This is a genomic window from Streptomyces sp. NPDC049837 (genome assembly GCF_040674455.1).
In the GTDB taxonomy this organism is placed as follows: domain Bacteria; phylum Actinomycetota; class Actinomycetes; order Streptomycetales; family Streptomycetaceae; genus Streptomyces.
Map to the genome: position 1 here is coordinate 1 of NZ_JBFAMP010000010.1, position 19991 is coordinate 19991.

At 69.7% G+C, this 19991-nt stretch carries 18 protein-coding genes; 14 read left to right on the plus strand and 4 right to left on the minus strand.

Going from position 1 to position 19991, the window contains the following annotated elements:
* Nucleotides 1–9 precede the first annotated feature (9 nt).
* From AB0J57_RS25385 to AB0J57_RS25400, 4 genes are all read left to right on the plus strand, one after another.
* Nucleotides 10–156: a vitamin B12 dependent-methionine synthase activation domain-containing protein gene (locus tag AB0J57_RS25385; protein WP_366130823.1), complete on the plus strand. Its 147-nt coding sequence runs from the start codon at nucleotides 10–12 to the stop codon at nucleotides 154–156.
* A 170-nt stretch (nucleotides 157–326) separates the two neighbouring features.
* Nucleotides 327–1028 (plus strand): HAD family phosphatase, encoded by a 702-nt coding sequence (locus AB0J57_RS25390; protein ID WP_366130592.1) that lies wholly within the window; start codon nucleotides 327–329, stop codon nucleotides 1026–1028.
* Between the two features lie 477 nt (nucleotides 1029–1505).
* The gene (locus AB0J57_RS25395; protein ID WP_366130593.1) at nucleotides 1506–3104 is read left to right on the plus strand and encodes an ABC transporter substrate-binding protein; all 1599 of its coding nucleotides are present in this window, start codon (nucleotides 1506–1508) and stop codon (nucleotides 3102–3104) included.
* A gap of 64 nt (nucleotides 3105–3168) precedes the next feature.
* Nucleotides 3169–4758, plus strand: a complete 1590-nt coding sequence (locus AB0J57_RS25400) for an ABC transporter substrate-binding protein (RefSeq protein ID WP_366130594.1) — start codon at nucleotides 3169–3171, stop codon at nucleotides 4756–4758.
* A gap of 129 nt (nucleotides 4759–4887) precedes the next feature.
* On the opposite strand, the gene AB0J57_RS25405 is transcribed toward AB0J57_RS25400, so the two are convergent.
* Both AB0J57_RS25405 and AB0J57_RS25410 read right to left on the minus strand, forming a co-directional pair.
* Entirely contained in the window at nucleotides 4888–5559 is a 672-nt protein-coding gene (locus tag AB0J57_RS25405; RefSeq protein WP_064069109.1) for a response regulator transcription factor, read from the minus strand.
* Between the two features lie 69 nt (nucleotides 5560–5628).
* Complete coding sequence (locus tag AB0J57_RS25410) at nucleotides 5629–6519, minus strand: RecB family exonuclease (RefSeq protein WP_366130595.1); 891 nt, start codon at nucleotides 6517–6519, stop codon at nucleotides 5629–5631.
* 107 nt (nucleotides 6520–6626) lie between these two features.
* On the opposite strand from AB0J57_RS25410, the gene AB0J57_RS25415 reads away from it, so the two are divergent.
* The 3 genes from AB0J57_RS25415 to AB0J57_RS25425 all read left to right on the plus strand — a co-directional run bounded on the left by AB0J57_RS25415 (nucleotide 6627) and on the right by AB0J57_RS25425 (nucleotide 9583).
* A complete protein-coding gene (locus AB0J57_RS25415; protein WP_366130596.1) occupies nucleotides 6627–7871 on the plus strand; it encodes a site-2 protease family protein in 1245 nt (414 codons plus the stop codon).
* Nucleotides 7872–7889: 18 nt separating this feature from the next.
* A complete protein-coding gene (locus AB0J57_RS25420; protein ID WP_064069112.1) occupies nucleotides 7890–8777 on the plus strand; it encodes a tRNA (adenine-N1)-methyltransferase in 888 nt (295 codons plus the stop codon).
* A 230-nt stretch (nucleotides 8778–9007) separates the two neighbouring features.
* A complete protein-coding gene (locus tag AB0J57_RS25425; protein WP_366130597.1) occupies nucleotides 9008–9583 on the plus strand; it encodes a hypothetical protein in 576 nt (191 codons plus the stop codon).
* Between the two features lie 4 nt (nucleotides 9584–9587).
* Here the strand turns inward: AB0J57_RS25425 and AB0J57_RS25430 are convergent, their stop codons facing one another.
* Entirely contained in the window at nucleotides 9588–9899 is a 312-nt protein-coding gene (locus AB0J57_RS25430; protein WP_366130598.1) for a ferredoxin, read from the minus strand.
* Between the two features lie 232 nt (nucleotides 9900–10131).
* On the opposite strand from AB0J57_RS25430, the gene arc reads away from it, so the two are divergent.
* The 5 genes from arc (at nucleotide 10132) to prcA (ending at nucleotide 15875) form a co-directional block, all read left to right on the plus strand.
* Entirely contained in the window at nucleotides 10132–11898 is a 1767-nt protein-coding gene (gene arc / locus AB0J57_RS25435; protein WP_366130599.1) for a proteasome ATPase, read from the plus strand.
* Between the two features lie 270 nt (nucleotides 11899–12168).
* On the plus strand, nucleotides 12169–13680 hold the full coding sequence (dop, locus tag AB0J57_RS25440; RefSeq protein ID WP_366130600.1) for a depupylase/deamidase Dop: 1512 nt from the start codon (nucleotides 12169–12171) through the stop codon (nucleotides 13678–13680).
* A 167-nt stretch (nucleotides 13681–13847) separates the two neighbouring features.
* Nucleotides 13848–14066, plus strand: a complete 219-nt coding sequence (locus AB0J57_RS25445) for a ubiquitin-like protein Pup (protein ID WP_016325855.1) — start codon at nucleotides 13848–13850, stop codon at nucleotides 14064–14066.
* 148 nt (nucleotides 14067–14214) lie between these two features.
* A complete protein-coding gene (gene prcB, locus AB0J57_RS25450; protein ID WP_366130601.1) occupies nucleotides 14215–15060 on the plus strand; it encodes a proteasome subunit beta in 846 nt (281 codons plus the stop codon).
* A gap of 44 nt (nucleotides 15061–15104) precedes the next feature.
* On the plus strand, nucleotides 15105–15875 hold the full coding sequence (gene prcA, locus AB0J57_RS25455) for a proteasome subunit alpha (protein WP_366130602.1): 771 nt from the start codon (nucleotides 15105–15107) through the stop codon (nucleotides 15873–15875).
* Nucleotides 15876–16038: 163 nt separating this feature from the next.
* Here the strand turns inward: prcA and AB0J57_RS25460 are convergent, their stop codons facing one another.
* Entirely contained in the window at nucleotides 16039–17142 is a 1104-nt protein-coding gene (locus AB0J57_RS25460) for a LacI family DNA-binding transcriptional regulator (RefSeq protein ID WP_366130603.1), read from the minus strand.
* A gap of 65 nt (nucleotides 17143–17207) precedes the next feature.
* Here AB0J57_RS25460 and AB0J57_RS25465 point away from each other — a divergent pair, with 65 nt between their 5' ends.
* Both AB0J57_RS25465 and pafA read left to right on the plus strand, forming a co-directional pair.
* A complete protein-coding gene (locus tag AB0J57_RS25465) occupies nucleotides 17208–18488 on the plus strand; it encodes an MFS transporter (protein WP_366130604.1) in 1281 nt (426 codons plus the stop codon).
* Nucleotides 18489–18497: 9 nt separating this feature from the next.
* A complete protein-coding gene (gene pafA / locus AB0J57_RS25470; protein WP_073758312.1) occupies nucleotides 18498–19859 on the plus strand; it encodes a Pup--protein ligase in 1362 nt (453 codons plus the stop codon).
* The last annotated feature ends 132 nt before the right edge of the window (nucleotides 19860–19991 follow it).

Consider the following 19991-nt stretch of genomic DNA (forward strand, 5'->3'; position numbering starts at 1 on the left):
TGCCCGGACCTGGAGGACCGCGCCAAGATCGCCGACCTGCTCCGGCCGGAGCGGATCGGGGTGCACCTCTCCGAGGAGTTCCAGCTCCACCCCGAGCAGTCCACCGACGCCATCGTCATCCACCACCCAGAGGCGAAGTACTTCAACGCGCGTTAATCGACGACGCGACGTACACTGGTCGGTCCAGTGCAGGCCGGTCGCTTTCCCACGGCGGAATCCGGGCGGAATCCCAGCGGAATTCCCTGGGACTTCCACCGGGCTCCCCGCCGGGACTTCCCACCGGGGAGAGCGATCGGCCTTCTCGTCCCTCTATGGAGGTGTGCCGGATGACCAGTACGGTCCCCGCGTCCTTGACCCGCATGGCTGAGGGCTCCGCCCTTCAGGCGGTCTTCCTCGACATGGACGGGACACTCGTCGACACCGAGGGGTTCTGGTGGGACGCGGAGGTCGAGGTCTTCGGTGAGCTGGGTCACACCCTCGACGAGTCGTGGCGCGACGTGGTGGTCGGTGGACCGATGACCCGCAGCGCCGGCTACCTCATCGAGGCCACCGGCGCCGACATCACCCTCGCCGAGCTGACCGTGCTGCTCAACGAGCGCTTCGAGGCGCGCATCGGCCGCGGCGTCCCCCTCATGCCGGGCGCCGAGCGGCTGCTCGCCGAGCTCGCCGCGCACAACGTCCCCACCGCGCTGGTCTCCGCCTCGCACCGCCGCATCATCGACCGCGTCCTGCACTCGCTCGGCCGCGACCGGTTCACGCTCACCGTGGCGGGCGACGAGGTGTCCCGTACGAAGCCGCACCCCGACCCGTACCTGCTGGCCGCGCGCGGGGTCGGCGCCGAGCCGGGCAGGTGCGCCGTGATCGAGGACACCGCGACCGGCGTCGCCGCCGCCGAGGCGGCGGGCTGCCGGGTGGTCGCCGTGCCGTCCGTCGCCCCCATCGCGCCGGCCGACGGCCGGGTGGTCGTGCGGTCGCTGGAAGAGATCGATCTCCGTTTTCTGCGCACATTGATCACGTCAATGAACTGATCACGCACTCTGCGTGTGCCGGCGAATAGCGCCGAAAACCCAGCGCAGCGGAACATGCCTTTTCCGTTACGCCGCCAATGGGTTTCGGAGTGAGCTTCGTCACTCAGCGTGGCGTGGACCGCATGGCCGGAAACGCCCGTATGCCCGGAGCGCAACGCTTCGACCCTGCCCATGTGTCCGGATTCATGGAGCGGTGTACGAATCATTCCAGCGCATAGCGATAGCCCCTCACGCATTACTGATCACTGTCTGATGCGGCCTCAACTCGGTCCCGTTCCTGCATGTGTGGCGTTGCCTACTAATCTCTTGCCGAGAACTTCGCCGCAGTTTCCGCGTGTCCCGTCCGGCCACCAAGCCCACGGGAACACAGGATCGATCGCTCTGTATCCCGGCCCGATCGCTCTGCCCCGACCGGGCGGACGCGGCGGAGTGTCCGTACGCCGCTGTACCCAGTGCCGGATGAGGAGAACGTCCAGAATGAACCGCAAGACTTTGGTGCTGCCGGCCGTGCTCGGCCTGCTCGCCCCCGTGCTCGTCGCATGCGGCGGCGCGGACGGCGGCTCCGGCGGTGACGCCATCGTCGTCGGTACCACGGACCAGTTCGCCGCCACCGAGGACGCCTCCGCCCCCTTCGACCCGGCCTTCGCCTACGACACCGGTGTCTGGAACGTGCTCCGCCAGACCGTCCAGACCCTGATGCACGTACCGCGCGGCGGCGGCGCCCCGGTGCCCGAGGCCGCCTCCCAGTGCGGTTTCACCGACCGGGCGAGCGAGAGCTACCGCTGCACCCTGCGGGACGGCCTGACCTTCGCGGACGGCACCCCGGTCACCGCCAAGGACGTGAAGTTCTCCATCGAGCGGGTCCTGGCCATCAAGTCGGACAACGGCGCGGCCGGCCTCCTGTCGAACATCGACACGATCGAGACCAAGGGTGACGACCAGGTCGTCTTCCACCTCAAGAGCCCGGACGCCACCTTCCCGTACAAGCTCTCCACCCCCGTCGCCGGCATCCTCAGCAGCGAGAAGTACGAGGCCAAGAAGCTCCGCGACGGCTTCCAGGTCGACGGCTCCGGCCCGTACACCATGAAGGCCGACGTCAGCGGCGACCGCGTCACCAAGGTCGTGTTCACCCGGAACGACCACTACAAGGGCGACATCAAGGTCCGCAACGACAAGGTCGTGCTGCGGTCCTTCGACGACGCCGCCGCCATGGGCAAGGCCCTGGAAGCCGGCGACATCCACATGATGACCCGCACGATGTCGCCCGAGCAGGTCAAGGACCTCAACGAGAACCCCAAGCCGGGCATCAGGATCACCGAGGTCCCCGGCCTGGAGATCCGCTACCTCGGCTTCAACACCGAGGACCCCTCCGTCAAGGACAAGGCGGTCCGCCAGGCCATGGCCGCCGTCGTCGACCGCAGCCGGATCGCCCAGACGGTGTACGGGGAGACCGCCACCCCGCTGTACTCGCTGATCCCCTCCAGCATCACCGCGCACACCAACTCCTTCTTCAACAAGTACGGCGAGCCGAACAGCAAGAAGGCCGCGGGCATCCTGCGCGACGCCGGCATCAGCACCCCGGTGAAGCTGACGCTCCACTACACCAGCGACCACTACGGCACCGGCACCGCCAAGGAGTTCGCCGCGCTGCGCGACCAGCTCAACGCCACCGGGCTCTTCGACGTCACCGTCGAAGGCGCCAAGTGGTCCGAGTTCCGCCCCGCGCAGAAGCGCGGTGAGTACGCCGTGTACGGCCTCGGCTGGTTCCCCGACTTCCCGGACCCCGACAACTACATCGCGCCGTTCCTCGACGCCGACAACTTCCTGAACACCCCCTACGTCAACAGCGCCACGCGCAGCCGGCTCCTCCCCGAGTCGCGCCGCGCGGCAGACCGTAACGCCGCGTCGTCCGCCTTCGCGCAGATCCAGGACATCGTCGCCACCGACGTCCCGGTGCTGCCGCTGTGGCAGGGCAAGCAGTACGTCGCCGCCCGCGACGACGTGACCGGTGTGGAGTGGGCGCTGAACACCTCCTCGGACCTTCAGCTCTGGGAGCTGGCCCGAGGTATCGCCTGACCCTGCTGTACCCGGCCGGGCACTCGGGCTCGGCCGGCGATGAAGATCCAGAGGCAAGGTTCCTGTGAAGGCACACAACAAGTGGCTGACGGCCCCGCTCGCAGCGGGGCTTGCGGCCGCCCTGCTGAGCGGCTGCGGCGAGGAGAAGAGCGGCGGCGCCGGTGACTCCGGCGGCTCGGTGACCGTCGGCATGTCCGACGAAGTTCTGGCGACGGACCCCGCCGCCGGTTACGACCCGGGCTCGTGGCTGCTGTTCAACAACGTCTTCCAGTCCCTGCTCAGTTTCCCCAAGGGCGCCTCGGTGCCCCAGCCGGAGGCGGCCGACAAGTGCGGCTTCGACCAGGGCGGCAGCAAGGTCTACCGGTGCACGCTGCGCGACGGGCTGAAGTTCAGCAACGGCAACCCCCTCACCTCCGAGGACGTCAAGTTCTCCTTCGAGCGGGCGCTGAAGATCAACGACCCGGCCGGCCCCGCGCCGCTGCTCTCCACGATCGCCAAGATCGAAACGCCGGACGACAAGACGGTCGTCTTCACCCTCAAGGTGCCCGACGCCACCTTCCCGAGCAAGATCGCTTCGGGTGCCGGTTCCATCGTCGACCACCGCGAGTACCAGGACGGGGCGCTGCGCACGGACGGCAAGGCCGTCGGCTCCGGCCCGTACAAGCTGGACTCGTTCGGTGACGGCGAGGCGGTCTTCTCGCCCAACCCCGAGTACCAGGGCGCGGCCAAGGTGAAGAACGGCGGCGTCAAGCTGAAGTTCTTCCACGGCGACCGCAAGGCGCTGGCCTCGGCCATGCAGAAGGGCGAGATCGACGTCGCGTACCGTGGCCTCGCCGCGGCCGACATCGCCGGGATCCAGGCCTCCGACACGTCGGCGGAGGCCGAGTTCGAGGTCATCGAGGGCTCCAGCGCCGAGGTGCAGCACCTGGTGTTCAACGTGGACGACCCGGTCGTCGGCAAGCTCGGCGTACGCAAGGCCATCGCGTACCTCGTCGACCGTGACGCCCTCGTCAACAACATCTACCGGTCGACCGCCACCCCGCTGTACTCGATCATCCCGGCCGGGATCGTCGGCCACAACACGGCCTTCGTCAACGAGTACGGCGACCAGCCGCAGCGCGACAAGGCCGAGCAGGCGCTGCGCTCCGCCGGTGTCGACGGCAAGGTGAAGCTCACCCTCTGGTCGACGCCCAGCCGTTACGGCCCCTCCACCGACGAGGAGCTCAAGGCGATCGCCAAGCAGCTCAACGACAGCGGACTGTTCGAGGCCACGGTCAAGTCCGTCGAGTTCGAGCAGTACGAGAAGGACATCAAGGCCGGCAAGTACGGCGTGTACGTGAAGGGCTGGGTCCCCGACTACCCGGACCCGGACAACTTCACGCAGCCGTTCTTCGGCGAGGGCAACGTCCTCAACAACAACTACGAGAACAAGAAGATCACCGGCACGCTCATCCCGCGTACCGCCGCGACCGCCGACCGTACCGCCGCCGCCGAGGACTTCGGCAAGCTCCAGGACGCGGTGGCCGAGGACCTGCCGATCCTGCCGCTGTGGCAGGGCAAGCAGTACGCGGTCGCCCGCGACGGCGTCACGGGCCTGGAGTGGACGCTGGACGCGTCCACCGTCTTCCGCTTCTGGGAGATCAAGAAGGGCTGATCCGGCCGACACGAAAGCGGGGTGCCCGACCACCGGTCGCGCACCCCGCTTCTCGGTACCGGGCTTCTCGGTACCCCGCTTCTCGGTACCGGCGGGCCGGTCACCGCGGGCCGGCCACCGCCAGGCCGGTCACTGCGCGCCGGGGCGCACCAGGCCGCTCTCGTAGGCGTACACCGCGGCCTGGACCCGGTCGCGCAGACCCAGCTTGGTGAGCACATGACCCACATGGGTCTTCACGGTCGTCTCGCTGACGAACAGGTCCGCGGCGATCTCCGCGTTCGACAGCCCCCGCGCCACCAGCTTCAGCACCTCGACCTCACGGTCCGTCAGCGTGTTCAGCGCGTCCGGCACGGGCTCCTCGCCCGACGGCAGATGGTCCGCGTACTTGTCGAGCAGCCGGCGCGTGATGCTCGGCGCCAGCATCGCCTCACCCGCCGCGACCACCCGGATCGCCTGCACCAGTTCATTGGCCGGCGCGTCCTTCAGCAGGAACCCACTGGCCCCGGCGCGCAGCGCCTCCACCACGTACTCGTCGAGGTCGAACGTCGTCAGCACCAGCACCTTCGCCGGTCCGTCCCGTCCCGGCCCGGTGATCTGCCGGGTCGCCTCCACACCGTCCATGCGGGGCATCCGGATGTCCATCAGCACCACGTCGGGCTGGAGCGCCCGCACCTGGTCGAGGGCCTGGAGGCCGTCGCCGGCCTCACCGACGACCGCGATGTCCTGCTCCGCCTCCAGAATCATCCGGAAGCCGGTGCGCAGCAGCGGCTGGTCGTCGACCAGTAGGACGCGGATGGCCACAGGTACTCCTTCACGGCTGAGCTGACCGTGCCCATTCTGCCCTGACCGCCCCGCTGCGGCTCCGCCGCCTCACTCCGGCCGTGGCGCCGGGACGATCGGGAGCGGATAGACCGGGGGAGTGCCACCGAACTCGGGGCACACCGACTGGTGGTCGCACCACCCGCACAGCTTCGTCGGGCGCGGCCGCCAGTCGCCCGTCGCGGTGGCATGGGCGATGGCGTCCCACAGCGCCTGGAGCTTGCGCTCCACCCGCAGCAGGTCCGCCTCCACCGGGTCGTACGTCAGCACGTCACCGCTGCCCAGGTACACGAGCTGCAACCGGCGCGGCACCACGCCCTTCAGCCGCCAGACCACCAGGGCGTAGAACTTCATCTGGAACAGCGCGCCCTCGCTGTACTCCGGGCGCGGGGCCTTGCCCGTCTTGTAGTCGACGATCCGAACCTCGCCGGTCGGCGCCACGTCGACCCGGTCGATCACCCCGCGCAGCCGCAGCCCCGACTCCAGCTCGGTCTCCACGAACAGCTCCCGCTCCGCCGGCTCCAGCCGCGTCGGGTCCTCCAGCGTGAACCACCGCTCGACGAGCTGCTCCGCCTCGGACAGCCAGCGCGCCAGCAGCTCCCCGTCCGCGTCTCCCTCGAACAGCTCCCCCAGCTCCGGCCGCGACTCCAGCAGCCGCGTCCACTGCCCCGGCACCATCGCCTTCGCCCGCGGCGCGGTCCGCTCCACCGCCGGATCGTCGAAGAGCCGCTCCAGCACGGCGTGCACCAGCGTCCCGCGGGTCGCCGCCACACTCGGCTTCTCCGGCAGTTTGTCGATCACCCGGAACCGGTACAGCAGCGGGCACTGCATGAAGTCGCTCGCCCGCGACGGCGACAGCGACGCGGGCGGCTTGGGGTCCGGGGAGGCGGACGGGCTCGGGGAGCTGGACGGGCTCGGGGAGCTGGACGGGCTCGTGGTCATGGCACAGAACCCTACGGCCCGCCACTGACAACGATCGGCATACCATCGACGCCAGACCCTCCCACACTGCATGATCGTCGTGTGACGCTTCACACCGAAGGGAACCTGTGAACAAGGACGACGAGAGCGGCGAGCACACCCGCCCGCGGTCCGACCCGGCCGGAGCCGCTCCCGACAGCGGAAAACCGCAGCGGCCACGGGAAGGCGGCGGCATCCTGATGGGCCGCCTCTTCGGCGTGCCCGTGTACGTCGCCCCGAGCTGGTTCCTGGTCGCCGCCCTCATCACCTGGGTCTTCGGCGACCAGATCGAGCGGATCCTGCCCGAGCTCGGCAGCGCCCGCTACCTGGTCTCCCTCTTCTTCGCGGTCGCCTTCTACGCCTCCGTACTGGTGCACGAACTGGCCCACACCATCGCCGCGCTCCGCTTCAAACTGCCGGTGCGCCGCATCCAGCTCCAGTTCTTCGGCGGCGTCTCCGAGATCGAGAAGGAGTGCGAGACCCCCGGCCGGGAGTTCGTCCTCGCCTTCGTCGGCCCGCTGCTCTCGCTGGCCCTCGCCGGGGGGTTCTACGCGGCCATGTACGCCGTCGAGCCCGGCACCGTGCCCGGGGTCCTGCTCGCCGGCCTGATGATCTCCAACCTCATCGTCGCGGCCTTCAACCTCCTGCCCGGCCTGCCGCTCGACGGCGGCCGCATGCTCCGCGCCGTCGTATGGAAGATCACCGGCAAGCCCATGAGCGGCACCGTCGCCGCCGCCTGGGTCGGCCGCGCCCTCGCCGTCACCGTCCTCATCGGCCTCCCGCTGCTCACCCACACCGGTGCCCTCGGCAGCGCCTCCCACGAGATCAGCGGCCTGGAGACCGTGATGGACGCGCTCCTCGCCGCCATCCTCGCCGCGATCATCTGGACCGGGGCCGGCAACAGCCTCCGCATGGCCCGGCTGCGCGAGCACCTCCCCGAACTGCGAGCCCGCACCCTCACCCGGCGGGCCGTCCCCGTCGAGTCCGACACCCCCCTGTCCGAGGCCCTCCGCCGCGCCAACGAGGCCGGGGCCCGCGCCCTCGTCGTCGTCGACGGCCAGGGCGAGCCCAAGGCCCTGGTCCGCGAGACGGCCATCGTCGGCGTCCCCCAGCACCGCCGCCCCTGGGTCGCGGTCAGCGGCCTCGCCCAGGAGCTCACCGAGGGCATGCGGGTCCCCGCCGACCTCGCCGGCGAGGCCCTCCTGGACCGGCTCCGCGCGAACCCCGCCACCGAGTACCTGGTGGTCGAGGAGTCCGGCGAGATCTACGGCGTGCTGTCCACCGCGGACGTCGAGCGGGCCTTCGTCCAGGCGATGGCACGGCCGGGTTCCTGAAGCCCATACACTGGTCACATGTCCGAACCGACCGGTGCCGCCCGCCGTCGCGGGCCCTTCGAGGTCGGGGACCAGGTCCAGCTCACCGACCCCAAGGGACGCCACTACACGTTCACGCTCGAGGCCGGGAAGAATTTCCACACCCACAAGGGTTCCTTCCCGCACGACGAGCTGATCGGTGCTCCCGAGGGCAGTGTTGTCCGTACCACGGGAAACGTCGCCTACCTCGCGCTGCGCCCCCTGCTCCCCGACTACGTCCTGTCCATGCCCCGCGGCGCCGCCGTGGTCTACCCCAAGGACGCGGGGCAGATCCTGGCCTTCGCCGACATCTTCCCCGGCGCACGCGTCGTCGAGGCCGGTGTGGGCTCCGGCTCGCTCAGCAGCTTCCTGCTGCGCGCCATCGGCGACAGCGGCATGCTGCACTCCTACGAGCGCCGTGAGGACTTCGCCGAGATCGCCAGGGGCAATGTCGAGCGCTACTTCGGCGGCCCGCACCCCGCCTGGCAGCTCACCGTCGGCGACCTCCAGGACAATCTGTCGGACACCGACGTCGACCGCGTGATCCTGGACATGCTCGCCCCCTGGGAGTGCCTGGAGGCCGTCTCCAAGGCGCTCGTCCCGGGCGGCATCCTCTGCTGCTACGTGGCGACCACCACCCAGCTCGCCCGCACCGTGGAGTCCATCCGCGAGATCGGCTGCTACGCCGAGCCGCAGCCCTGGGAATCGATGATCCGCAACTGGCACGTCGAGGGCCTGGCCGTCCGCCCCGACCACCGGATGATCGGACACACCGGTTTCCTGGTCACCGCCCGCCGCCTCGCGGACGGAGTGGAGCCCCCGATGCGCCGCCGCCGTCCCGCCAAGGGCGCGTACGGCGAGGACTACGAAGGCCCCAACAAGGGCTGATACCCGGGCAGACGCCCCTGGGGCTGACGCCCCGACAACGCACCGGCGCCGCCGTCGAGTTCCCGCCACCCAGCGGGGAACTCGACGGCGGCGCCTTCACGTTCGGCGTCCGTGGAGCGGGCGCGTCCCGCTCGGAGGAAACACGGCCCGACCCCCCTGTTCCGCGCCCGGTGTGACGTATGGCACGATGCTGGGCACCCCCACCGCACAGCCCACAGGAGACACCCCGCGTGCAGCCCTCCGCCCTCCCGGACCTCGCGCACACCCACGCCCGGCCGATCCACTGGCTGGCCACGGCAGCGGCGATGGCCGCGGTGGTCGCCGGCGCCGGAGTGCTCCAGCCCGAAGCCGCCACCGCCTCCCAGGCGGGCGGCATCCGGACCGCGGCCGCTCCCGCCGCCGGCCCCGCCCCCGACCCGGCCGCGGTGACCTATCCGCTCGAATGCGCCGGCGCGCCCAGCGTGGTGTCGAAGCGGGCGACGGGCGACATCGACGGCGACGGCCGGCCGGAGACGGTCGTGGCGGCGCACTGCCGCGCGGGTTCCGGAACACCGCCGAGCGGCCTGTACGTCCTCGCCCGTGGTGCCGGGGCCGGGGCGCGTGTGGTGGCCACGCTGGTGGAGCCCGCCGAGCGGCGCAGTGTGAGTGAGATCTCCGTGCGTGACGGGGTCGTCACCGCGACCCTGCTCGGCTACTCCTCACCGGACGTGCCGAGCTGCTGTCCCGATCAGCGGGAGACGGTCAAGTGGCGGTGGCAGGGCGACAAGTTCGTCCGCTCCGCCCCCGCCGAAGCCCACGGTGTGTGAGCGGTCACTCCGCGTCAGGGCCGTAGAGCTCCACCTTGTCCGAAACGCGACGCACATGGATGCAGTCGCCCGGACACTCCTTCGCGGAGTCGACCACGTCCTGAAGCAGGGGCAGCGGAACGGGCGTGGTGGCGCCCGGGTCCTGGAGCAGCTCGTCCTCGGCGCTCTTCACATACGCCAGGCCGTCGATGTCCAGCTCGAAGACCTCGGGGGCGTACTGCGCGCAGATCCCGTCGCCGGTGCAGAGGTCCTGGTCGATCCAGACCTCCAGGGCCTCGCCGGCGCCCGTGGTCGGAGCCTCGTGCTGCACGGTCATATTCCTGCCTCTGGTGTGGTAAGTCGGGCCAACCCTGACGGGTGTTGACCACTCCGACGATACAACCGCCCGCTTTCAGATGTTGATGGGTGGGTATCCCCCTGGTGCGAGGGAGAGCGCAAGGGTGAAGATCGGACACACCCCGAGAGTCTTTGTGATCTAGGGGTTTCAATCACCACCCACCCAGGTAGGGTCAGGAAGCGTCCAGCTCCCCTTGGAGGAGGTGAGGACCGTGGCAGCCCACGACGACGACATCAACCGCGGCATCCGGCCGGGGCGGGGGTCTGAAGACCCTGCCGGCCAGGTTGCCTATCTCGAGCAGGAAATCGCCGTCCTGCGACGTAAGCTCGCCGACTCTCCGCGTCACACGAGGATTCTCGAAGAGCGGATCGTCGAGCTGCAGACCAACCTGGCCGGCGTGTCCGCGCAGAACGAGCGACTCGCCAATACGCTCCGTGAGGCCCGCGACCAGATCGTGGCCCTCAAGGAGGAGGTCGACCGGCTCGCGCAGCCTCCGGCCGGCTTCGGTGTCTTCCTGCAGGCGAACGAGGACGGCACCTGCGACATCTTCACCGGGGGCCGCAAGCTCCGGGTGAACGTCAGCCCCAGCGTCGAGCTCGACGAGCTCCGGCGCGGCCAGGAACTGATGCTCAACGAAGCGCTCAACGTGGTCGAGGCCATGGAGTTCGAGCGTGCCGGGGACATCGTCACCCTCAAGGAGATCCTCGAGGACGGCGAGCGCGCCCTGGTGATCGGGCACACCGACGAGGAACGGGTGGTGAGGCTCGCCGAGCCGCTGCTGGACACCACCATCCGCCCCGGTGACGCCCTGCTGCTCGAGCCCAGGTCCGGTTACGTCTACGAGGTGATCCCGAAGAGCGAGGTCGAGGAACTCGTCCTCGAGGAGGTCCCGGACGTCGACTACAGCAAGATCGGCGGTCTGGGGAACCAGATCGAGCTGATCCGCGACGCGGTCGAGCTGCCGTACCTCTACCCCGACCTCTTCAAGGAGCACGAACTGCGGCCGCCGAAGGGCATCCTGCTCTACGGTCCGCCCGGCTGCGGCAAGACGCTGATCGCGAAGGCCGTCGCCAACTCCCTTGCCAAGAAGGTCGCGGAGGTGACCGGGCAGCCCGCCGGGAAGAGCTACTTCCTGAACATCAAGGGCCCCGAGCTCCTCAACAAGTACGTCGGTGAGACCGAGCGGCACATCCGCCTGGTCTTCCAGCGCGCTCGTGAGAAGGCCGGCGAGGGCACCCCGGTGATCGTCTTCTTCGACGAGATGGAGTCCCTCTTCCGCACCCGTGGCTCCGGTGTCAGCTCGGACGTGGAGAACACCATCGTCCCGCAGCTCCTCGCCGAGATCGACGGTGTGGAGGGCCTGGAGAACGTCATCGTCATCGGCGCCTCCAACCGCGAGGACATGATCGACCCCGCCATCCTGCGGCCGGGCCGGCTCGATGTGAAGATCAAGATCGAGCGTCCGGACGCGGAGGCCGCCAAGGACATCTTCGCCAAGTACCTGACACCTTCGCTGCCGCTGCACGCGGACGACCTGGCCGAGCACAATGGGTCCAAGGAAGCCGCGGCCCAGGCGATGATCCAGTCGGTCGTGGAGCAGATGTACGCGGAATCCGAGGAGAACCGGTTCCTCGAGGTCACCTACGCCAATGGTGACAAGGAAGTCCTGTACTTCAAGGACTTCAACTCCGGCGCGATGATCCAGAACATCGTCGACCGGGCGAAGAAGATGGCCATCAAGGCCTTCCTCGACCACAACCAGAAGGGCCTCCGGGTCTCCCACCTCCTCCAGGCTTGCGTGGACGAGTTCAAGGAGAACGAGGACCTGCCCAACACCACCAACCCGGACGACTGGGCCCGGATCTCCGGAAAGAAGGGCGAGCGGATCGTCTTCATCCGCACCCTCGTCACCGGAAAGCAGGGCGCCGACACCGGTCGGTCCATCGACACGGTGGCGAATACCGGTCAGTACCTGTAGATCGCATTCCGGCTGCGGGTGCCCGGGCGTCCCCCGCCCCACGGCGGGGGAGGGCATCCGCGGCCGGTTGCTTTCACCGGCCTTTGGCCATCATTCCGACCACACCGCAGCAATGACGCAATTGATCTCCCCACCAGCGCAGAGGCGTTCTAGGCTCTTCCGTACCGCCGAGTCGCGCAGTGCGGGGACGGGCACCGCACACGCACCGGAGAAGAAGCGGTACTTGAGCGCCGTTCCCGAGCGGGGGCGCCGCCGGGCAAGGAGGGCCGCATGACTGTACGGCGAGTAATGGGCATCGAGACGGAGTACGGGATCTCCGTCCCCGGCCACCCGAACGCCAATGCCATGCTCACCTCGTCCCAGATCGTCAACGCCTACGCGGCGGCGATGCACCGGGCGCGGCGCGCCCGCTGGGACTTCGAGGAGGAGAACCCGCTGCGGGACGCCCGCGGCTTCGACCTCGCCCGTGAGGCCGCCGACTCCAGCCAGCTCACGGACGAGGACATCGGCCTGGCCAATGTGATCCTCACCAATGGCGCCCGGCTCTACGTCGACCACGCCCACCCCGAGTACAGCGCTCCGGAGGTCACCAATCCGCGCGACGCGGTCCTGTGGGACAAGGCCGGCGAGCGGATCATGGCGGAGGCGGCCGAGCGGGCGGCCCAGCTCCCCGGCGCCCAGCCGATCCACCTGTACAAGAACAACACCGACAACAAGGGCGCGTCCTACGGCACGCACGAGAACTACCTGATGAAGCGGGAGACCCCCTTCTCGGACATCGTGCGCCACCTGACGCCCTTCTTCGTCTCCCGGCAGGTCGTCACGGGCGCCGGCCGCGTGGGCATCGGCCAGGACGGCCATGAGCACGGCTTCCAGATCAGCCAGCGCGCGGATTACTTCGAGGTCGAGGTCGGCCTGGAGACCACCCTCAAGCGGCCGATCATCAACACCCGCGACGAGCCGCACGCCGACGCCGAGAAGTACCGCCGGCTCCATGTGATCATCGGTGACGCGAACCTCTCCGAGATCTCGACCTACCTCAAGCTCGGCACGACGGCCCTGGTGCTGTCGATGATCGAGGACGGCTTCATCACGGTCGACCTCGCCGTCGACCAGCCGGTGCGCACCCTGCACCAGGTGTCCCACGACCCCTCGCTCCAGTACCTGATCACGCTGCGCAGCGGCCGGACACTCACCGCCGTACAACTTCAGATGGAGTACTTCGAGCTGGCCCGTAAGTACGTGGAGGAGCGATTCGGCGCCGACGCCGACGAGCAGACCAAGGACGTGCTGGTCAGGTGGGAGGACACCCTCAACCGGCTCGAGAACGACCCGATGAGCCTGGCCGGTGAGCTGGACTGGATCGCGAAGCGGGAGCTCATGGAGGGCTACCGGCGCCGTGACGGCCTCGACTGGGACGCGGCCCGGCTGCACCTGGTGGACCTCCAGTACGCCGACGTACGCCCCGACAAGGGCCTGTACAACCGTCTGGCGGCCCGGGGGAGGATGAAGCGCCTCCTGGACGAGGAGTCGGTCGCGCGGGCGCAGGCGAAGCCTCCGGAGGACACCAGGGCCTATTTCCGTGGCCGGTGCCTGGAGCAGTACGCCGACGACGTGGCCGCGGCCTCCTGGGACTCGGTGATCTTCGACCTGCCCGGTCGTGACTCGCTCCAGAGGGTGCCCACGCTGGAGCCGTTGCGTGGTACACGTAACCATGTGAAGGAGCTCCTGGACCGCTGCCGCACGGCCGAGGACCTGGTCCGCGTCCTGTCCGGCGGCTGAGCGGACGCGTACCGGTCGGACCGAATGGGCTTCGGCCGGGGATCTCCGGGAATCATGGGGATACTCCCTGGACGTTGGAGAAAGTACAGGGCCGATGTCAGACCGTCCTTGTAGGGTCTGATCTTGAGAGACCGAACCAAGCGGGCAAACCGAGCGGGGTGAGGGATATGGCGACCAAGGACACCGGCGGCGGACAGCAGAAGGCCACGCGTTCCACCGAGGAGGTCGAGGAGCAGGCGCAGGACGCGCAGGCATCCGAGGACCTCAAGGAGCGCCAGGAGAAGCTGTCCGACGACGTCGACTCCGTACTCGACGAGATCGACGACGTCCTCGAGGAGAACGCCGAGGACTTCGTACGGTCCTTCGTGCAAAAGGGCGGACAGTAGAGCTCGTTGTCCCTCCCGGTGCCGTGGCGAAAGCCGACGGCACCGGGACGGATGACCGGCGACGGCACGGGTAAGGTCCGTGCACAGCACGCATGATCGGCCCGACCGCCGCCGCGGCGGGCCGCCGCCTCATTTCGGAAGGAAACGCGTGGAAGCCAACCCTCGTAGCATCGGGCGTCTGCCGGCAGCCTTCCTGACGCCCGGCTCCTCCTCGTTCATGGACTTCCTGGCCGACCACTCGCCAGAGCTGCTGCCCGGCAGGCGGACCCTGCCGCCCGTGCAGGGCGCCATCGAGGCACCGCACGGCACGACCATCGTCGCCACCACGTTCCCCGGCGGTGTGGTGCTCGCCGGTGACCGGCGCGCCACGATGGGCAACATGATCGCCCAGCGGGACATCGAGAAGGTCTTCCCGGCCGACGAGTACTCGGCCGTGGGCATCGCCGGCACCGCCGGCCTCGCCGTGGAGATGGTCAAGCTCTTCCAGCTCGAACTGGAGCACTTCGAGAAGGTCGAGGGCGCCCAGCTCTCCCTGGAGGGCAAGGCCAACCGGCTCTCCACCATGATCCGCAGCAATCTGGGCATGGCCATGCAGGGCCTGGCCGTCGTTCCGCTCTTCGCCGGCTGGGACGTCGAGCGCGAGAAGGGCCGGATCTTCAGTTACGACGTGACGGGCGGCCGCTCCGAGGAGCACGGCTTCGCGGCCACCGGCTCCGGTTCGATCTTCGCCCGGGGAGCCATGAAGAAGCTCTACCGCGACGACCTCACGGAGCAGCAGGCCATCACCCTGGTCGTGCAGGCGCTCTACGACGCGGCGGACGACGACTCGGCGACCGGCGGCCCGGACGTGGCCCGCCGGATCTACCCGATCGTCACGGTGATCACCGACGAGGGCTTCCGGCGGCTGACCGAGGCGGAGTCCTCCGAGACCGCCCGCGCGATCCTGGAGCGCCGCCTGGAACAGCCCGACGGCCCGCGCGCCGCGCTGCTCTGAGCCGCTCTGATGTTTGTCCACCTGAAGAAAGGGACGGATAGCCGGTGACGACGCCGTTCTATGTCTCGCCCGCACAGGCCATGCAGGACCGGGCGGAATACGCCCGCAAGGGCATCGCCCGTGGACGCAGCCTGGTTGTGCTGCAGTACGCCGACGGCATCGTCTTCGTCGGTGAGAACCCGTCCCGTGCGCTGCACAAGTTCAGCGAGATCTACGACCGGATCGGTTTCGCCGCGGCCGGTAAGTACAACGAGTACGAGAACCTGCGGATCGGCGGCGTGCGGTACGCGGACCTGCGTGGCTACACCTACGACCGCGACGACGTGACGGCCCGTGGGCTCGCCAACGTCTATGCCCAGACGCTGGGCACCATCTTCTCCAGCGCGGGCGAGAAGCCGTACGAGGTGGAGCTGGTCGTCGCCGAGGTGGGGACCTCCCCCGAGGGCGACCAGATCTACCGGCTGCCGCACGACGGCTCGATCGTGGACGAGCACGGCTCGGTCGCGGTCGGCGGCAACGCCGAGCAGATCAGCAGCTTCCTCGACCAGCGGCACCGCGACGGGATGTCGCTCGCCGAAGCGCTGAAGCTCGCCGTGCAGGCGCTGTCCCGGGACACCAACGGCAGCGAGCGGGAGATCCCCGCGGAGCGGCTGGAGGTGGCGATCCTGGACCGCACGCGCCCGCAGCAGCGCAAGTTCAAGCGGATCGTCGGCCGCCAGTTGTCCCGCCTGCTGGAGGCGGACGCCTCGGCCTCCACCCCGACGGACGCCCCCTCGGACGAGGAACCGGAGGAGCCGGGCCAGTCGGAGGACTGACGGCTCTCCCTCCCGCCATCGGTGCCCCGGACCGCCCGCGCGCGGCCCGGGGCACCGGCGCGTCAGAGGCCCTGCTGCGCGGCGTCGGGGCCCGCGGCGGGCTGCTGAGCCCCGGGGGGCTCGTGACGCGGGGCCCTGGCCGCCCCGGGCCTCGTGCGCTGGGTCAGGAGGCCGGGGGCGGGCCCGAGGAGCCGCGGGGCATCAGGGTGACCGGAAGGTCGCCGCGCTCCGGGGGGCGGCCTGCGAGGACGTCCAGCAGGGCCGTCATCCCGCGCTCGCCGATCCGTTCCGCGGGCAGCCGTACCGTGGTCAGCTCCGGTTCCACCGCCGTGGCGAGCGCCAGGTCGTCGAACCCGGTGACCGACACGTCCTCCGGAACCCGCAGCCCCAGCCGCCGTACCGCCTTGCAGGCACCCGCCGCCACGATGTCGTCGTCGCAGACCAGGGCCGTCGGGCGCGGCCCCGGCGCCGTCAGCGCGCGCTCGGCGGCCTCCCGGGCGCCGTCCACCTCCAGCGGCGCCGGAACGGTCCGCACGGAGACCCCCGGTACGCCGCCCAGGCACGCGGCCAGGGCCCGGTCGCGTACGTCGAAGGTCCAGGACGGCACCGCTGACGACAGGTGCACGAAGCGGCGGTGACCGAGGGCCAGCAGATGGTCCGTCACCTGCCGCATGCCGTCGGCGATGTCGAGGTTCACGTGCGCGGCGGCACCCGGGTCGGCCGGGTCGCTGTCCAGCATCACCAGTGGCAGGTCCGTTCCGCGGATCGCTCGCAGCGCCTCGGCGGCCATCGACGAGGCGATCACCCCGTCCAGCGCCGCCCGCGCCGAGGCGAACGGGTCCTTCGCCGGGCCGATGCCCTCGGGGGAGGGGTACAGGACCACACCGAAGCCGTGCTCGGCGGCGACCCGGGCGGCGCCCGTGTAAACGCGGGCGAAGAACTCGTTGGTGAGGGCGGGCACCACCAGCAGCGCGGTCCTGGTACGCCCCAGGCGGAGGTTGCGCGCCGCGAGGTTGGGCCGGTAGCCGAGCTCGTCGGCCGTCTCCCGCACCAGCCGTGCCGTGCGTTCCGAGACCCGCCCGCGCCACTTCTCGCCGAGCACCAGCGACACGGTGGCCTGCGAGACCCCCGCGACCCGGGCGACGTCCCGGCTGGTGGGGCGCGCCTGGCGGGGCGCCGGGTCGGGAACCGCTGGGTCCGGGTGGTGCACGCACGCCTCCGCTTCGACGATCACGGCCGCGAGGGTGGACCCGCGGGATGCCGTCATGGTACGTATGACGAAGGACGTTATACGTAAAACCTCGGCCGGGTGCCGGGGGAGAGGGGCAGCACATGGCCGCCGCACCGGGCGGATACGCCGACATCCTGAAGGCACCCCATGCCGCCAGGCTCCTCATAGGCACCCTCATAGGACGCCTCCCCAACGGCACCGGCCCCATCGCGATCATGGTGTTCACGCGGGCCGAGGGCGGCAGCTACAGCCTGGCCGGCGCACTCGCCGCCGTGTACGGCATCGGCAACGCCATCGGCCAGCCCCTCCTCGGCCGCGCCGTCGACCTGTACGGCCAGCCCCGCGTCCAGCTCCCGGCGGCCCTGGTGTCCGCCCTCGGCATGGCCCTGCTGGTCCTCGCCGGCATCGATCCCCTGCCGCTCACCTACGCGGCCGTCGCCGTCGCCGGGCTGTTCACCCCGCCCCTGGAGGGCGGCCTGCGCGCCCTGTGGCCGAGCGTCCTCGGCCGCGAGGACCGCGTCCACCGGGCGTACGCCATGGACGCGGTCGCCCAGGAGGTCATGTTCACCGTCGGCCCCTTGCTGGTCACGCTGCTCGTCTCGCTCTGGTCGCCCGCCGCCGCCCTGCTCGTCATCAACGCGATCGGGGTGCTCGGCGCCCTGTCCGTCGTCCTGTCCGAACCCTCCCGCGCCTGGCGCTCCGCGCCCCGCGAGGCCCACTGGCTCGGCGCGCTGCGCTCACCGGGGCTGCTGGCCCTGCTCGCCTCCTTCTTCTTCGTCGGCCTCGCCCTCGGCTCCATCACGGTCGCGGCCTATTCGTACGCCGAGGACCACGGCCGTGAGTCCGTCTACGGCTGGCTGATGGCCGCCCTCGGCCTCGGCGCGCTCATCGGTGGCGCGGTCTACGGAGCCCGGCACTGGGCAGGCGCCCCGGAACGCCGCCTGCGCGTGCTCGTCGGCCTGCTGGCGCTCGGTTACCTGCCGCTGATGCTCACGCCCGGTGTGGTGTCCATGACGGCTCTGGCCGCCCTGTCGGGGGTGTTCCTGGCGCCCGCCATCGCGTGCGCGTTCATCGTCGTCGACCGGCACGCCCCGCGCGGCACGGTCACCGAGGCGTTCTCCTGGCTGGTCACCACCTTCGGCGTGGGAGCCGCCGCCGGAACGGCCGTGGCCGGCCCGGTCGTCCAGCACTCCGGCACCACCGCGAGTTTCGCCGTGGCGGGCGCCGGCGGTTTCGTCGCCCTGCTCGTCCTGCTGGCCACCGGGCGCGTACTGGCAGTTCCCCGCCGTGGAGCACAACACGCCGAAGATGTCGTGGCGGCATCGGAAAATGATCGAAACGGTGCCGTCGAACCCGGTTTCAGCACACCGCATCAGGCGTAATGTTCAGTCATGGACCGCCGCATTTTCGGGCTGGAGAACGAGTACGGCGTCACGTGCACGTTCAGGGGACAGCGCCGACTGTCTCCTGACGAAGTGGCGCGCTACCTCTTCCGCCGTGTCGTGTCATGGGGCCGCAGCAGCAACGTCTTCCTGCGGAACGGCGCCCGCCTCTACCTCGACGTGGGATCGCATCCGGAATACGCAACTCCCGAATGCGACAACGTGACCGAACTGGTCACCCACGACAAGGCCGGCGAGCGCATTCTCGAGGGCCTGCTCGTCGACGCCGAACGCCGCCTGCACGAGGAGGGAATCGCGGGCGACGTCTATCTCTTCAAGAACAACACCGACTCGGCGGGAAACTCCTACGGCTGTCACGAGAACTATCTCGTCGCCCGTCACGGAGAGTTCTCGCGGCTCGCGGACATCCTCATTCCGTTCCTCGTCACCAGGCAGTTGCTCTGCGGCGCCGGAAAGGTGCTGCAGACCCCGCGCGGCGCCGTCTACTGCGTCAGCCAGCGCGCCGAGCACATCTGGGAGGGCGTCAGCTCCGCGACGACCCGCTCCCGGCCCATCATCAACACCCGCGACGAACCGCACGCGGACGCCGAGCGGTACCGCCGCCTGCACGTGATCGTCGGCGACTCGAACATGTCCGAGACGACCATGCTGCTGAAGGTCGGCGCCACCGACCTCGTCCTGCGCATGATCGAGGCGGGCACGGTGATGCGCGACCTCACCCTGGAGAACCCGATCCGGGCGATCCGCGAGGTCAGCCACGACATCACCGGACAGCGCAAGGTGCGGCTCGCCAGCGGACGCGAGGCCTCCGCCCTGGAGGTCCAGCGCGAGTACTACGAGAAGGCCGCCGACTTCGTCGACCGGCGTGGCATCCGTACAGGCACGGTCGCGCAGGTCCTGGAGCTGTGGGGCCGCACGCTGGACGCCATCGAGGAGGAGGACCTCGACCGCATCGGCACCGAGATCGACTGGGTCATGAAGTACAAGCTGCTGGAGCGGTACCGGGCCAAGCACAACATGACCATGTCGCACCCGAGGGTCGCCCAGATAGACCTCGCCTACCACGACATCCACCGCCGGCGCGGGCTTTACTACCTGCTGGAGAAGAAGGGCCAGGCCGCCCGGATCTGCAACGACCTGAAGATCTTCGAGGGCAAGTCGGTGCCCCCGCAGACCACCAGGGCACGGCTGCGCGGCGACTTCATCCGCCGTGCGCAGGAGCAGCGGCGGGACTTCACCGTCGACTGGGTGCACCTCAAGCTCAACGACCAGGCGCAGCGCACAGTGCTGTGCAAGGACCCCTTCCGGTCCGTCGACGACCGGGTGGAGAAGCTCATCGCCGGAATGTGAGGCTCCGCGGACCGGACGCCGGCCGGGACACCGGGATCTGCGCTGGGAGGCGCCGTGCGTTGCTCGTACGGCGCCTCATCCACGCCGTACAGTCACGCCGTAGAGTGACCGACACCCCTCGCGAACTCGACA

Bases quoted from the DNA above. Each gene is read 5' to 3' on its own strand.
- AB0J57_RS25410 (WP_366130595.1), bottom strand. From the start codon at position 6,519: ATGACCACGAGCCCGTCCAGCTCCCCGAGCCCGTCCAGCTCCCCGAGC.
- pafA (WP_073758312.1), top strand. From the start codon at position 18,498: ATGGACCGCCGCATTTTCGGGCTGGAGAACGAGTACGGCGTCACGTGC.
- AB0J57_RS25460 (WP_366130603.1), bottom strand. From the start codon at position 17,142: ATGACGGCATCCCGCGGGTCCACCCTCGCGGCCGTGATCGTCGAAGCG.
- AB0J57_RS25395 (WP_366130593.1), top strand. From the start codon at position 1,506: ATGAACCGCAAGACTTTGGTGCTGCCGGCCGTGCTCGGCCTGCTCGCC.
- AB0J57_RS25445 (WP_016325855.1), top strand. From the start codon at position 13,848: ATGGCGACCAAGGACACCGGCGGCGGACAGCAGAAGGCCACGCGTTCC.
- AB0J57_RS25390 (WP_366130592.1), top strand. From the start codon at position 327: ATGACCAGTACGGTCCCCGCGTCCTTGACCCGCATGGCTGAGGGCTCC.
- AB0J57_RS25420 (WP_064069112.1), top strand. From the start codon at position 7,890: ATGTCCGAACCGACCGGTGCCGCCCGCCGTCGCGGGCCCTTCGAGGTC.
- AB0J57_RS25430 (WP_366130598.1), bottom strand. From the start codon at position 9,899: ATGACCGTGCAGCACGAGGCTCCGACCACGGGCGCCGGCGAGGCCCTG.
- AB0J57_RS25465 (WP_366130604.1), top strand. From the start codon at position 17,208: ATGGCCGCCGCACCGGGCGGATACGCCGACATCCTGAAGGCACCCCAT.
- dop (WP_366130600.1), top strand. From the start codon at position 12,169: ATGACTGTACGGCGAGTAATGGGCATCGAGACGGAGTACGGGATCTCC.